Here is a 14,049-nt window from a genome sequence, read left to right on the forward strand (position 1 = left end):
ACTCTATGGCGATTCAACCGCGCTTGAAAATCATGTTGTTTTTGCAGTACTTCATCTGGGGCGCCTGGCTGGTTACGCTGGGCTCTTATATGATTAATACCCTCGGTTTCCGGGGGGCTGATGTGGGCATGGTCTACAGCACAAAAGGCCTTGCGGCGTTACTGATGCCGGGAATTGTCGGCATTATTGCTGATAAATGGCTCCCTGCGAATCGTGTGTATGCTCTCTGCCACCTGGTGTGCGCGGGAATGTTGGCCTGGGCGGCCAGCATTAACCAGCCTGGGCTGATGTTTTGGGTAATGCTGGGTAATGCGATGGCATTTATGCCGACCATTGCTCTGTCGAATACCATTTCCTATGCCAGTCTTGAAAAAGTGGGGCTGGATACCGTGAGCCATTTCCCGCCCATTCGCGTTTTCGGCACCATCGGATTTATTGCCGCGATGTGGACCGTAAGCCTGATGCGTTTTGAACTCAGTAATCTTCAGCTCTATATTGCTGCCGGAGCTTCGCTGGCGTTAGCGCTCTATTCATTAACTTTGCCAATGATTCCTGTGGCAAAGGGCGGCGTATCCCGCACCTGGGTAAGCCGTTTGGGGTTAGATGCGTTCGTATTATTTAAAAATCCGCGCATGGCCGTCTTCTTTTTGTTCGCCATGCTGTTGGGGGCGGTATTACAGATAACCAATACTTTCGGCAATCCCTTCCTGCATGATTTTGCGCGTAACCCTGAGTTTGCTGATAGCTTCGTGGTGCAATACCCGTCGATTCTGCTTTCGGTGTCTCAAATGTCGGAAGTGGCATTTATCCTCACCATTCCTTTCTTCCTGCGTCGCTTTGGGATTAAACAAGTGATGCTAATGAGTATGGTGGCGTGGGTGTTACGCTTTGCGCTGTTTGCCTGGGGCGACCCGTCGGCGTTTGGTTTTGTGTTATTGCTGCTTTCGATGGTGGTGTACGGCTGCGCATTCGATTTCTTCAATATTTCCGGTTCCGTATTCGTGGAACAAGAAGTCGACTCGCGTATTCGGGCCAGCGCTCAAGGGCTATTTATGACCATGGTTAATGGTGTGGGTGCCTATCTCGGCGCGATTCTCAGCGGCTATGTGGTGGATTATTTCAGCGTAGGCGGCGTTAAAGACTGGACGACTATTTGGCTGGTGTTTGCCGGATACGCGCTGGTGTTGGCGGTTATTTTCCACTTCAGCTTCCAGTATCGTCACGATCCCTCTCTTAAAGCTTCGGCCTCGGTCGCACATTAATAGTCGGCTGCATTACACCGAACGACAAGAGTGATAGCTTATGGGGCTGCCAGTGCACAGGGAGCCTCATGACTATTTCACAGCGAACTTACCGTACAGATTTAAAACTACTGCGCTATTTTCAGGCGGTGGCGGAAGAGCTGCATTTTGGCAAAGCCGCCGCGCGGCTCAATATGTCTCAGCCTCCGCTCAGTTTTCATATCAAAGAGCTGGAATCACAGCTCGGTACCGTTTTGTTTATACGCCATTCTCGTAGCGTGGCCTTAACACACGCCGGGGAAATCTTGCTCGAAGAAACCCGCCGCCTGCTGGATAGCGCGAATCTGGCCCTGGCTCGCGTCGAACAAATTGGGCGTGGTGAAGGCGGGCGTATTCATCTGGGGATTGTTGGCACCGCCATCTGGGGTGGGTTACGTCTCGGGTTACAACAGTTTATTGCCGATTTCCCCGCCATTGATATCTTATTCCGTGAGAAGTCACCGGGCGATCAGATTTCTTTGATAGAACGCCATGAAATTGATGCAGGGATCTGGCGAATGGAAACCAATCCTCGGCCAGGTTTGCGCAGCGAAAAACTGCATGACGCCACGTTTTTAGTCGCCCTCCCGGAAAAACATCCGCTCACTAAACAATCCGCCATTGATATAGAGCAGTTGCGCCATGAGGCTTTTGTCACCATGACGGCGGTGCATTCTGACTGGACGTTTTTGCAGGGCGTGTGTCGTGAAGCGGGGTTCTCACCCCGGGTGGTCAGAGAAGCGGTTGAGCCACAAACGGTGCTGGCGCTGGTCAGCATCGGTATTGGGCTGACAATAATGGCCGATAGCTACGCGCAGATGAACTGGCCTGGGGTAACCTTCCGCCCGTTAACGCAAGCGATCCCGGCCGATCTTTATGCGGTGTACGATCCGCATCATCTCTCTTCGACGACGCGCCATTTAATTGATGTGCTAAAACAGTCGCCGGATACATTGCCCGTTCGTTGAAACCCCGTTCGTTGAAATGTAGTGGCAATGTTATGATAACCGCGCTGTTATTATTGGACTGGAAACGCTGAGGTACAGGGTGAAAATCGCCATTTTATCGCGGGATGGAACGCTTTATTCTTGTAAACGCCTGCGTGAAGCGGCATCGCGTCGTGGTCATGCCGTCGAAATTATCGATCCGCTTTCGTGCTATATGAACATCAATCCGGCCGCACCGTCTGTGCACTATAAAGGCCGCCAACTTCCGCATTATGATGCGGTTATTCCTCGTATCGGCTCGGCGATCACTTTTTACGGCACCGCCGTTTTGCGCCAGTTCGAAATGCTGGGAAGTTACCCGCTGAATGAATCCGTGGCGATTACCCGCGCCCGCGACAAACTGCGATCTTTACAGCTTATGGCGCGGCAGGGCATTGATTTACCCGTTACCGGTTTTGCGCATTCCCCAGATGACACCAGCGATTTAATCGATATGGTGGGTGGCGCGCCGCTGGTGGTGAAACTGGTGGAAGGTACGCAGGGAATTGGCGTGGTACTGGCTGAAACCCGTCAGGCCGCAGAAAGCGTGATTGATGCGTTTCGCGGTTTGAATGCCCATATCCTGGTTCAGGAATATATAAAAGAAGCGCAGGGCAGGGATATTCGCTGCCTGGTCGTCGGCAATAAGGTGGTCGCGGCGATTGAACGCCAGGCAAAACCGGGCGATTTCCGTTCCAATTTGCACCGTGGCGGTGTGGCAAACCAGGTCACGATTACCGAACGTGAGCGCGAAATTGCGTTACATGCCGCAGCCACGTTAGGGTTGGATGTCGCCGGGGTTGATATTTTGCGCGCTGAGCGCGGCCCGCTGGTGATGGAAGTTAACGCCTCGCCGGGTCTGGAAGGCATTGAAAAGACCAGCGGAGTGGATATTGCCACGCTTATGATCAAGTGGATCGAGCAGCAAGCGCAGCCGGGTTTTTGCCTTAAAACGGGCGGCTAATCCCGAGCATCAGCGTCATTGGGCGCATAATAATAGTATGAGTCGCCATTTTTGCGTAAGCTATGTCGCGACTCAATCACCCCCCTTTAAAGAGGCTACGGCATTTATGGATTCACTCGTTGTCCCTACTCTGGACATCTTACGCCGCTGGCTTGACGAAATCGGTGTGACCATTTTCGAGTGCGATACTTGCCAGGCGCTCCATCTGCCACATATGCAGAATTTTGATGGTGTCTACGATGCCAAAATCGATCTGGTCGACGATATTGTCTTGTTTTCGGCCCTGGCCGAAGTAAAACCTTCCGCTTTGCTGCCTTTGGCGTCCGATCTTTCGTCGATTAACGCAAGCTCTCTCACGGTCAAAGCGTTTTTAGATATTCAGGATGATAATCTGCCTAAACTTGTGGTTTGCCAGTCGCTGCCCGCATCGGTAGGTATTACTCGCGAACAGTTTGCTGCTTTTGTAAAACAGAGCGAAGAGCAAATCTCAATGGTTATTCTGGAAGCCTGCGCAAATCAGTTGCTCTTTATCTCTGAAGAAGAAGAGCAAGACGGCACCATTATTCAGACCCATTTCCTACACTAACTGATGCATTATTGACCGCAGCGGCAGCCATGCGCGCTGCGTTCCACCTCTTTTTATCCTGCCTGATAACCCCCCAACCAGCATTTTTCTCTCCGATCTCGCCACTTCTGGGCCACAGCATAGATGTTTAATTGTTAAAAAATTGATAAAGGGCGCTTTTTTGCCTGGGCTATAGTGACTAACTCTGGCTACAGTTATTCTTGCGAGACGCTATATCTTTTTTCACTGCAGTTTGAATAGAGATGCATGATTCTTGCATGCAAAAAAATGTGGGAATGAAATGCATAAAGTTTGATTGAGTAAATTATGCTCGCGAAAGCGAGATTTACCCTTTATTCAGAAGGAAAGAAATATGTTCGCCCAACGTAAAAAATTGTTGTCGGGTGTGGTAGCGGGTTTACTGATGGTCGTTTCTGCCACCACGTTTGCTGCTGAACAAAAGACGCTGCACGTATATAACTGGTCTGATTATATTGCTCCCGATACGCTAGAAAACTTCACCAAAGAAACCGGTATTAAAGTGGTGTATGACGTCTTTGACTCCAACGAAGTGTTGGAAGGGAAGTTAATGGCGGGCAGTACCGGCTACGATCTCGTCGTGCCTTCTTCGCAATTCCTTGAGCGTCAGGCTCAGGCGGGTATTTTCCAGCCTCTGGATAAGAGCAAACTGCCAAACTATAAAAACCTCGATCCGGAAATGCTCAAACTGGTCGCGCATAACGACCATGACAATAAATACGGCATTCCCTACATGATGGTAACTACGGGTATTGGCTACAACGTCGATAAAGTCAAAGCGGCTCTGGGTAAAGATGCTCCGGTAAATAGCTGGGATCTTATTCTGAAACCAGAAAATCTCGAGAAACTGAAAAGCTGCGGTGTGTCATTCCTTGATGCGCCAAGCGAAGTCTATGCCAGCGTATTACATTATCTGGGCAAAGATCCTAACAGTACCGATCCTAAAGACTACACCGGTGCGGCCAACGATCTGCTGCTAAAACTGCGCCCGTCGATCCGCTATTTCCATTCCTCTCAGTATATTAACGACCTGGCGAACGGGGATATTTGCGTCGCGATTGGCTGGTCTGGCGATATTCTCCAGGCCGCGAACCGGGCCAAAGAAGCAAAAAATGGCGTGAATATTGCTTATACCATTCCTAAAGAGGGGGCGATGGTTTACTTCGATATGTTCGCTATGACCGCTGATGCGAAAAATAAAGACGAAGCGTATCAGTTCCTGAACTATCTGATGAGACCGGACGTGGTGGCCAATATCAGCAACCACGTTTACTACGCCAATGCGAATACTGCCGCAACGCCGCTGCTGAATGAAGAGATACGCAATAATCCAGGGATTTACCCTCCTGCTGACGTGCGTGCCAAATTGTTCACCCAGGGTGTGCAATCGCCAAAAGTTGACCGTGTGATTACGCGCGCGTGGACTAAAGTTAAAACAGGCAAATAAGCAAACCTAAGAGTGACTTAACAAGGTTTGCAACGGGGCAGTGCACCCCGATGGTGCACGCGCCCCAACACGGACAGAGGTTTTTAGCCTCTGTCTCGTTATTGGTACGGCAACCGGGCCGTACATTTATAATGATTTTGCCGGAGAGCAACATAATTGAACGATGCAACTCCTCGTCCGCAAGCGAAAACTCGCAAAGCGCTCACCCCGCTGCTTGAAGTTCGCAATCTCACCAAGTCCTTTGACGGACAACATGCCGTTGATGATGTCAATCTGACCATTTATAAAGGCGAAATTTTTGCGCTACTCGGGCCATCCGGCTGTGGTAAATCCACGCTGTTACGTATGCTTGCCGGGTTTGAACAGCCCAGCGCCGGGCAAATTATGCTTGATGGCGTGGACTTATCACATGTGCCGCCTTACCAGCGCCCAATCAATATGATGTTCCAGTCCTATGCGCTTTTCCCCCATATGACGGTGGAGCAGAACATTGCGTTTGGCCTCAAGCAGGATAAATTGCCGAAAAATGAAATAACGCAGCGCGTACAGGAAATGCTGACCCTGGTGCATATGCAGGAGTACGCCAAACGTAAACCGCATCAGCTTTCGGGTGGGCAGCGTCAGCGTGTTGCCCTGGCCCGAAGCCTGGCAAAACGGCCCAAATTATTGCTGCTCGATGAGCCGATGGGGGCGCTGGATAAAAAGCTGCGCGACCGTATGCAGCTTGAAGTGGTGGATATTCTTGAGCGCGTGGGTGCGACCTGCGTCATGGTAACGCACGATCAGGAAGAGGCGATGACCATGGCGGGGCGCATTGCCATTATGAATCGCGGCAAGTTTGAACAAATCGGTGAGCCGGAAGAAGTTTATGAATACCCGACCACCCGTTACAGCGCAGAATTTATCGGGTCGGTAAATGTTTTCGAAGGCCTGCTGAAAGAGCGCCAGGACGACGGTCTGGTCATTGATAGCCCAGGGCTTGTGCACCCGCTCAAAGTGGATCCTGATATTTCAGTGGTTGACGGGGTGCCGGTGTATGTCGCCTTGCGCCCTGAAAAAGTGATGCTCTGCGACGAACCACCGGCTGACGGATATAACTTTGCAGTCGGGGAAGTCGTGCATATTGCCTATCTTGGCGATCTGTCGATTTACCACGTTCGCCTGAAAAGCGGGCAGATGATCAGCGCTCAGTTGCAAAATGAGCACCGTAATCGCCGAGGTATGCCGACATGGGGCGATGAAATTCGCCTGTGTTGGGATGCAGAAAGTTGTGTGGTTCTGACGGTTTAAGGGGGCGAAATGAGCACGATAACTGAACGCCCGGCTGAGCCACCGGCAAGCGGTTTTAAAATGTGGCTGGCGCGAATGCAAATGCGGCATGGTCGCAAACTGGTTATTGCGCTGCCTTATCTGTGGTTAGTGTTGCTGTTTATGCTGCCGTTCTTGATTGTCTTCAAGATAAGCTTTGCGGAAATGGCCCGTTCAATTCCGCCTTACACGGATTTGATTACCTGGGCGGATGACCAGATTTCGGTAGCGCTTAATCTGGCGAACTACCTCCAGTTAACCGACGACCCGCTTTATGCCGAAGCCTATTTGCAGTCGCTACAAATGGCTGGGGTGTCGACTCTTTGCTGTTTGCTTCTGGGGTACCCGCTCGCCTGGGCGGTTGCGCACAGCAAATCTTCCACGCGTAATATCCTGCTGTTGCTGGTGATTTTACCGTCGTGGACATCGTTTTTGATCCGCGTTTATGCGTGGATGGGCATTCTCAAAAATAACGGCGTACTCAATAACGTGCTGATGTGGTTGGGCGTTATCGATCAGCCGTTAGTCATCTTGCATACCAATCTCGCGGTTTATATCGGCATTGTATATGCCTATCTGCCCTTTATGGTGTTACCGATTTATACCGCGCTCACCCGGCTCGATTATTCGCTGGTGGAAGCCTCATTAGATTTGGGGGCCCGTCCGCTGAAAACCTTCTTTAGCGTGATCGTGCCGCTCACGAAAGGCGGAATTATTGCCGGATCCATGCTGGTGTTTATTCCAGCGGTAGGCGAGTTTGTGATCCCTGAACTGCTCGGTGGGCCAGACAGCATTATGATCGGTCGCGTTTTGTGGCAGGAGTTCTTTAACAATCGCGATTGGCCGGTTGCGTCAGCGGTGGCGATCACCATGCTTATCTTGCTGATTGTGCCGATCATGTGGTTCCACAAATACCAGAACAAAGCGGCGGAGGACCACTCATGAACAATTTACCGGTAGTGCGTTCGCCGTGGCGCATCCTGATTTTGGTGATAGGTTTTACCTTCCTCTACGCGCCCATGCTAATGCTGGTGGTGTACTCATTTAACAGCTCAAAACTGGTGACGGTCTGGGCGGGCTGGTCAACGCGCTGGTATAGCGAATTATTCCAGGACTCCGCGATGATGAGCGCCGTGGGGCTCAGTTTAACCATTGCGGCAGCAGCGGCCACGGCAGCGGTGATTCTCGGGACTATTGCCGCCGTGGTGATGGTGCGTTTCGGTAAGTTCCGTGGTTCAACGGGATTTGCCTTTATGCTTACCGCGCCCTTGGTTATGCCGGATGTCATCACCGGCCTTTCGTTGCTGTTACTTTTTGTGGCGCTAGGGCACGCCATCGGCTGGCCAAGCGACCGCGGTATGCTGACCATCTGGCTTGCGCACGTGACTTTCTGTACCGCGTATGTTTCGGTAGTAATAAGTGCCCGCCTGCGAGAGCTGGACCATTCAATCGAAGAGGCAGCAATGGATTTGGGGGCAACGCCGCTGAAGGTTTTCTTTGTGATAACCGTTCCGATGATTGCGCCGGCCATTATCTCCGGCTGGCTGCTGGCCTTTACCTTATCTCTTGATGATCTGGTGATTGCGAGTTTTGTCTCAGGCCCAGGGGCGACAACCTTGCCGATGCTGGTTTTCTCAAACGTAAGAATGGGTGTGAATCCGGAGATAAACGCGCTGGCGTCGATCATTTTAGGCGTCGTCGGGGTTATTGGTTTGATAGCCTGGTGGTTTATGGCACGCGCAGAAAAGCAACGTTTGCGTGACATCCAGCGTGCAAGGCGTAGCTGAGTGGCCTAAAATCTGCAATCATAAGTGCCGCGCCAGACGCGGCGCTGTATCGTATGGAACACGAGGTTTGCGGAAATTTTCAGGAAACGAAGTCAAACACAAGCCAAGCTAAATGCCCCTACCGTCGTGCTGGTGGCGGCTATCGCTATTCTTACTACGCGAATGCTCGATCTCATATTGCTTTTCAATATGCTCGGGCTGCGTGGCGTTTTGGATTTTGTTCACCGCAGTGTGCAAACCTGGAACCTGACGCTGATATTCCTTGGCAGCCTGATTATGCTGTGTATTGAATTGCGTTGTGCCTTTGTCATCATGAAAGGGCGTAACTGGGGGCGATGGGTGTTTCTTGCCACGCAAGTTATCGCCGTGACCTATTTGTGGGCGGCGTCGCTCGGCTGGGGTTATCCGGAGCTTTTCAGTATTCCCGGCGAGTCAAAACGTGAGATTTTCCGTTCATTGATGACACAAAAATTGCCCGATCTCCTGGTACTGTTTCTGCTGTTTATCCCTTCGCGGAGTCGGCTTTTTTTCAAACTTCAATGACCAGGTAGTGCTACAATCTGTGCCCCCGGTTTTCAGGATTAAATTATGCATTGCGCGCTTTATCAGGCTAATCGCTGCCGTTCTTGTCAGTGGATTGAACAGCCGATTTCCGATCAGCTCACCGCTAAAATGAACGAACTTCAGCAATTGCTGAAGGGGATTGCGGTGCAGGACTGGCGCGTGCCAATCAGTGGTCCTGAACAGGCATTTCGTAACAAAGCAAAAATGGTTGTCAGCGGCAGCGTAGAAAAACCGCTGCTGGGGATGCTACATCGCGACGGCAGCCCTGAAGATTTAACCGAATGCCCGCTTTATCCTGCCTCATTTCAGGCGGTGTTTGCTGCACTAAAACCCTTTATCGCCCGCGCTGGTTTGACGCCTTATAACGTGGCGCGCAAACGTGGCGAGCTCAAATATCTGTTATTAACCCAAAGCCAGTTGGACGGCGGGCTGATGCTCCGTTTCGTTCTGCGTTCTGAAAGCAAACTCGAACAGTTACGCGCAGCGCTTCCCTGGTTGCAGCAACAACTTCCGCAGCTCAAAGTGATCTCCGCCAACATCCAGCCGGTGCACATGGCGATTATGGAAGGCGAGCAGGAAATTCTGTTTACCGAGCAGAAAGCGCTGGAAGAAGAATTTAACGGCGTGCCGTTATATATCCGCCCGCAAAGTTTCTTCCAGACCAACCCGACGGTTGCCGCTTCCCTGTATGCCACCGCGCGCGAATGGGTGCGTGAAATTCCGGTCAAACATATGTGGGATTTATTCTGCGGTGTTGGTGGCTTCGGGCTGCATTGCGCAACGCCTGAAATGAAACTGACCGGCATTGAAATTGCCCCGGAAGCCATCGCCTGTGCCCGCCAGTCTGCAGAAAAACTTGGGCTGACCGATATTCATTTCCAGGCGTTAGATTCGACAAAATTTGCCACCGAGCAACAAGATACTCCTGACCTGGTATTAGTGAACCCGCCGCGGCGCGGTATTGGCCAGGCGCTGTGTTATTTTCTGAATAACATGGCTCCGCAATACATTATCTATTCAAGCTGTAACGCGCAGACAATGGCGCGAGATATTTCCTCGCTCTCCGGGTACCGCGTTGAACGAGTCCAGCTTTTTGATATGTTCCTGCACACGGCGCATTACGAGGTGCTGGCGTTGTTGGTGCGGGAGTAGTTTTCCCCTCATCCTAAACCTCTCCCGTGGGAGAGGAGCGGAGTGAAGGCAAGAATTACTGCGGGAACCACTGCGCGCTTATTTTCTGATAAGTCCCGTCAGCTTTAATCGCCGCCAGCGCGGTATTCAACTTGGTAAGCAGCGCCTGATTATCCGGGCGAACGGCAATTCCAAGACCCGTTCCGAAGTATTCAGCATCCGTAACGTGCTCGCCTACCGTGCCCAACTGCGGATTGGTTTTCAGCCACTCATTTACCACCGCCGTGTCACCAAATACCCCGTCAATACGGCCATTTTTCAGGTCGATAATCGCATTCTGATAGCTATCGTAGGAGACGGTTTTAATTTCCGGATGTTTATCCTGAAGATATTTCTGGTGCGTGGTGCCGTTTTCCATTCCGATACGTTTACCTTTTAAATCTTCCAGAGATTTAAATGCACCTTTTTTGGCGATGACTACAGCCGAGTTCGCGTAGTACGGCGTGGTGAAAGAAACTTGTTTGCTACGTTCCGGTGTAATGTCCATGCCAGAAATAACGGCGTCGTATTTGCGGAATTTAAGCGACGGGATCAGGCTGTCAAAAGCGTGGTTAGTGAATGTGCATTCAGCCTGCATTTGTTTGCATAAAGCTTTAGCAAGATCGATATCAAAACCGACGATCTGATTACTGGCATCAAGAGATTCAAATGGCGGATAAGTGGCCGAGGAACCAAAGCTAATTTTGTCGGCTGCAGCGGCGTTGAATGCGGCTGTAGCGAGCATAGCGGCCAAAATAAACTTCTTCATGTGTGTTGCTCCCGTCTGTCGTGTTTTATTGTATTCACCGTTTCCCGGCGTCAAAAAATCATGCCAGTAAATGAATTTATATGCAAATAAAACGTATAATTATATTTTTAGGGGCGTAAAAAAGGCGGGAAATCCCCGCCTTGTTCAACTGATTTACTATGGCTTAATTGCGACGTTCAAATGCCAGGGCGCGTCGTTCGATGACACGCATTAACAGCGTGAGTAATCCATTTACCACCAGATAAACCAGGCCTGCTGCCCCGAATACCATCACATCGTAAGTGCGACCGTACAGCAATTGCCCGTGGCCCATCACTTCCATCAGCGTAATGGTGTAGGCAAGCGAAGTACTTTTAAACACCAGCACCACTTCGTTCGAATAAGACGAGAGCGCGCGCTTAAATGCATAAGGAAGCAAAATAGCGAGCGTGTCTTTCTTGCTCATTCCTAATGCGCCGCATGACTGCCACTGGCCATCAGGAATGGCGCGAATCGCACCGTAAAACAGTTGCGTGGTGTAGGCGGCGCTGTTGAGCGACAACGCAATTAGCGCACATAGCCACGGTTCTGAAAGCAGATGCCACAGCACGGGATAGTTCTGAATCGAGGGGAACTGACCTGGGCCGTAGTAAATCAGGAAGATTTGCACCAGCAAAGGCGTACCGGTAAAGAGCGTAATGTAGGCGCGTACAATGTGAACCAGTATCGGTGTTTTCAACGTTAAAACGATGGTGAAAATCAGCGATAAAATCAGCGCAACCACAATGGAGGCTGCGGTGAGCGTCAGGCTGGTATGCAGGCCTTTCAACAGCTCCGGTAAATATTCGAGCATCAGCCGGGTCTCCGTTCAAAACGTGTCGCTCGTTGGTCAATGCGTTTAAGAATGTATTGACTGACGAGGGTAATCACGAGGTAGATCGCGGCAGCAACCACATACCAGGTAAACGGTTCCTGAGTACGAGTGGCGATACTCTTGGTTTGCAACATCAAATCGTTGACGCTAATCAGCGAAACCAGAGCGGTGTCTTTTAACAACACCAGCCACTGGTTGCCCAAACCCGGCAGCGCGTGACGCCACATTTGCGGCATCACCAGGCGGAAGAAAATGGCTGCTTTTGACAGACCCAACGCCTGGCCAGATTCCCATTGCCCAACGGGCACGGCTTTAAGTGCGCCACGCAATGTTTGCGAAGCATACGCCGAGTAGAGCAGGGAAAGAGCGATTACACCGCACAGGAACGGGCTGACATCGAAATTCTCAATTTGGATTTGGATGGGGAGCTGCGCAAAACCGAGGTTAAGGACAAACCCATCTGACAAAATCAGCAGTAACTGCGAGGCGCCGAAATAGATAAACAGCACCACCAGAATTTCAGGCAGGCCGCGCAGCACCGTGACCAACGCTGAACCCAGCCAGGCTATCGGCCGCCATTTCGCGGACTCCCATACGGCAAAAATCATCGCCAAAGCAAGGCCGATGACCAGCGCACAAACGGCGAGGCCGACGGTCATCCCGGCGGCGCTCGCTAAAGGAAACATTTCGTTCATTCAGATTACTTCTGGAACCATTTTTCGTAGATGGTTTTGTAGGTACCATCTTGTTTTACTTTTTCCAGGGCAGTGTTGAACTTCGCTTGCAGGTCAGTATTACCCTGACGTACCGCGATGCCCAGACCTGTACCAAAGTAGTCTTTATCCGTCACTTTATCGCCAATGGCTGCAAGTTTAGGATCGGCTTTCAGCCACTCGGTAACCACCGCAGTATCACCAAATACCGCGTCAATACGGCCGCTTTCCATATCCAGCTTGGCGTTCATATAGCTGTCGTAAGGAACGGTGGTGATTTCCGGATGTTTATCCATGATGAATTTCTGGTGCGTGGAGCCGTTCTGCATACCCACTTTTTTGCCTTTCAGGGCGCTGATATCAGCAATTTTGCCTTTCTGACCGACAAACAGCGCTGAGTTTTCATAGTAAGGGGTGCTGAACAACACCTGCTTTTCACGCTCAGGGGTGATGTCCATACCGGAAATTACCGCGTCGATACGACGGAATTTCAGGCTTGGGATCAGGCTATCGAAAGCCTGGTTGGTGAAGGTACAGTTGGCATCGATCTCTTTACACAGGGCGTTAGCCAAATCGACATCAAAACCGACAATCTTGTTGCTGGCGTCCATAGACTCAAATGGAGGGTAAGAGGCCTCCATAGCAAAACGAATATTTTGTGCAGCCGTCGCGGAAAGGCTCAGGCTGGCTAATAAGGTGGCAAGCAGAACTTTTTTCATGATTATTTTCCCGGATACATCAGTGTGACAGATAGAATTTAAACGCTTCGGTCTGTGGTTTTGCGAAGCAACTCGCATCACCTTGTTCGACTATGTGGCCATTTTCCATATACACCACGCGGCTTGCGGTTTTACGCGCGACTTCCACTTCGTGGGTAACGATGACCTGAGTGATGTTGGTTTGCGCCAACTCACGAATAATACTGACGATTTGCGCGGTGATTTCCGGATCCAGTGCGGCGGTCGGCTCATCAAACAGCAGGATCTGAGGTTCCATCATTAAGGCGCGTGCAATCGCGACGCGCTGCTGCTGACCACCGGAAAGGTGAAGCGGGTAGCGGTCCATATAAGGCTTGAGGCGTAAACGCTCAAGCAGCTTGTCGGCACGCAGGCGAGCTTCATCTTTGCTGATTCCGAGGACGCGGCAAGGCGCTTCCATTAGGTTTTGCAGCACAGTGAGATGAGGCCAAAGATTATATTGCTGGAAGACCATGCCTACGTTGCGACGTAATTCACGGATGGCTTTGTCGCCAGGCGCTTTCGCAAAGTCGAAATGGTTGTCTGCAATGGTGAGTTGCCCGGAGCGCGGCATCTCAAGCAGATTGAGTACGCGCAGAAGCGAGCTTTTGCCTGCGCCACTTGGGCCCAGTAACACCAGCGTTTCGCCCTGGGGGCAACTAAGGGTGATATCGAACAGCGCCTGATGCGCGCCGTAAAAACAATTAATGCCGTTTAGTTGAATACTCATGCGCATAAGTTGAATAGCAATTGAAGCCGCAAAGGGTACCTTTAACAGAATAGTTATGCAATCTTTGTGCGTTAAAACCTAAAAATAACTATTCCAACACCTTAAAGGTAGCACAATATAGCGGGGCGGGAGGGAGG

15 protein-coding genes are annotated in these 14,049 nt (G+C 51.0%); 10 read left to right on the forward strand and 5 right to left on the reverse strand.

The genetic code is table 11. The annotated features are described in order from the left end of the window. Positions 1-5: 5 nt before the first annotated feature. The 10 genes from AB1E22_RS16215 (at position 6) to rlmC (ending at position 10,092) form a co-directional block, all read left to right on the forward strand. Entirely contained in the window at positions 6-1,262 is a 1,257-nt protein-coding gene (locus AB1E22_RS16215) for a nucleoside permease (protein WP_367597385.1), read from the forward strand. Positions 1,263-1,330: 68 nt separating this feature from the next. Continuing rightward, entirely contained in the window at positions 1,331-2,248 is a 918-nt protein-coding gene (locus AB1E22_RS16220) for a LysR family transcriptional regulator (protein WP_367596263.1), read from the forward strand. A gap of 79 nt (positions 2,249-2,327) precedes the next feature. Continuing rightward, on the forward strand, positions 2,328-3,230 hold the full coding sequence (gene rimK, locus AB1E22_RS16225) for a 30S ribosomal protein S6--L-glutamate ligase (RefSeq protein WP_367596264.1): 903 nt from the start codon (positions 2,328-2,330) through the stop codon (positions 3,228-3,230). 106 nt (positions 3,231-3,336) lie between these two features. Further along, positions 3,337-3,816: a YbjN domain-containing protein gene (locus tag AB1E22_RS16230; protein WP_367596265.1), complete on the forward strand. Its 480-nt coding sequence runs from the start codon at positions 3,337-3,339 to the stop codon at positions 3,814-3,816. 352 nt (positions 3,817-4,168) lie between these two features. Beyond that, entirely contained in the window at positions 4,169-5,281 is a 1,113-nt protein-coding gene (gene potF / locus AB1E22_RS16235; protein WP_367596266.1) for a spermidine/putrescine ABC transporter substrate-binding protein PotF, read from the forward strand. A 156-nt stretch (positions 5,282-5,437) separates the two neighbouring features. Then, positions 5,438-6,571, forward strand: coding sequence for a putrescine ABC transporter ATP-binding subunit PotG (potG, locus tag AB1E22_RS16240; RefSeq protein WP_367596267.1), 1,134 nt, complete (start codon positions 5,438-5,440; stop codon positions 6,569-6,571). A 9-nt stretch (positions 6,572-6,580) separates the two neighbouring features. Further along, positions 6,581-7,534, forward strand: a complete 954-nt coding sequence (potH, locus tag AB1E22_RS16245) for a putrescine ABC transporter permease PotH (protein ID WP_367596268.1) — start codon at positions 6,581-6,583, stop codon at positions 7,532-7,534. Beyond that, complete coding sequence (gene potI, locus AB1E22_RS16250) at positions 7,531-8,376, forward strand: putrescine ABC transporter permease PotI (protein ID WP_367596269.1); 846 nt, start codon at positions 7,531-7,533, stop codon at positions 8,374-8,376. The genes potH and potI overlap by 4 nt, the downstream gene beginning before the upstream one ends. Before the next feature lie 48 nt (positions 8,377-8,424). Further along, positions 8,425-8,919, forward strand: a complete 495-nt coding sequence (locus AB1E22_RS16255) for a YbjO family protein (RefSeq protein ID WP_367597386.1) — start codon at positions 8,425-8,427, stop codon at positions 8,917-8,919. A gap of 45 nt (positions 8,920-8,964) precedes the next feature. After that, positions 8,965-10,092 carry a 23S rRNA (uracil(747)-C(5))-methyltransferase RlmC gene (rlmC, locus tag AB1E22_RS16260; protein ID WP_367596270.1) on the forward strand — a complete coding sequence of 376 codons (1,128 nt, stop codon included), beginning with the start codon at positions 8,965-8,967 and terminating at the stop codon, positions 10,090-10,092. 55 nt (positions 10,093-10,147) lie between these two features. Here the strand turns inward: rlmC and artJ (AB1E22_RS16265) are convergent, their stop codons facing one another. From artJ (AB1E22_RS16265) to artP, 5 genes are all read right to left on the reverse strand, one after another. Beyond that, on the reverse strand, positions 10,148-10,879 hold the full coding sequence (gene artJ, locus AB1E22_RS16265) for an arginine ABC transporter substrate-binding protein ArtJ (protein ID WP_367596271.1): 732 nt from the start codon (positions 10,877-10,879) through the stop codon (positions 10,148-10,150). Between the two features lie 163 nt (positions 10,880-11,042). Continuing rightward, the gene (gene artM, locus AB1E22_RS16270; RefSeq protein ID WP_367596272.1) at positions 11,043-11,711 is read right to left on the reverse strand and encodes an arginine ABC transporter permease ArtM; all 669 of its coding nucleotides are present in this window, start codon (positions 11,709-11,711) and stop codon (positions 11,043-11,045) included. Next, positions 11,711-12,427, reverse strand: a complete 717-nt coding sequence (gene artQ / locus AB1E22_RS16275; protein WP_367596273.1) for an arginine ABC transporter permease ArtQ — start codon at positions 12,425-12,427, stop codon at positions 11,711-11,713. The genes artM and artQ overlap by 1 nt, the downstream gene beginning before the upstream one ends. Positions 12,428-12,432: 5 nt before the next feature. Beyond that, a complete protein-coding gene (gene artJ / locus AB1E22_RS16280; RefSeq protein ID WP_367596274.1) occupies positions 12,433-13,164 on the reverse strand; it encodes an arginine ABC transporter substrate-binding protein in 732 nt (243 codons plus the stop codon). A 19-nt stretch (positions 13,165-13,183) separates the two neighbouring features. After that, the gene (gene artP / locus AB1E22_RS16285) at positions 13,184-13,912 is read right to left on the reverse strand and encodes an arginine ABC transporter ATP-binding protein ArtP (RefSeq protein ID WP_367596275.1); all 729 of its coding nucleotides are present in this window, start codon (positions 13,910-13,912) and stop codon (positions 13,184-13,186) included. Positions 13,913-14,049 lie beyond the last annotated feature (137 nt).

This window comes from Buttiauxella gaviniae (assembly GCF_040786275.1).
Lineage (GTDB): Bacteria > Pseudomonadota > Gammaproteobacteria > Enterobacterales > Enterobacteriaceae > Buttiauxella > Buttiauxella gaviniae_A.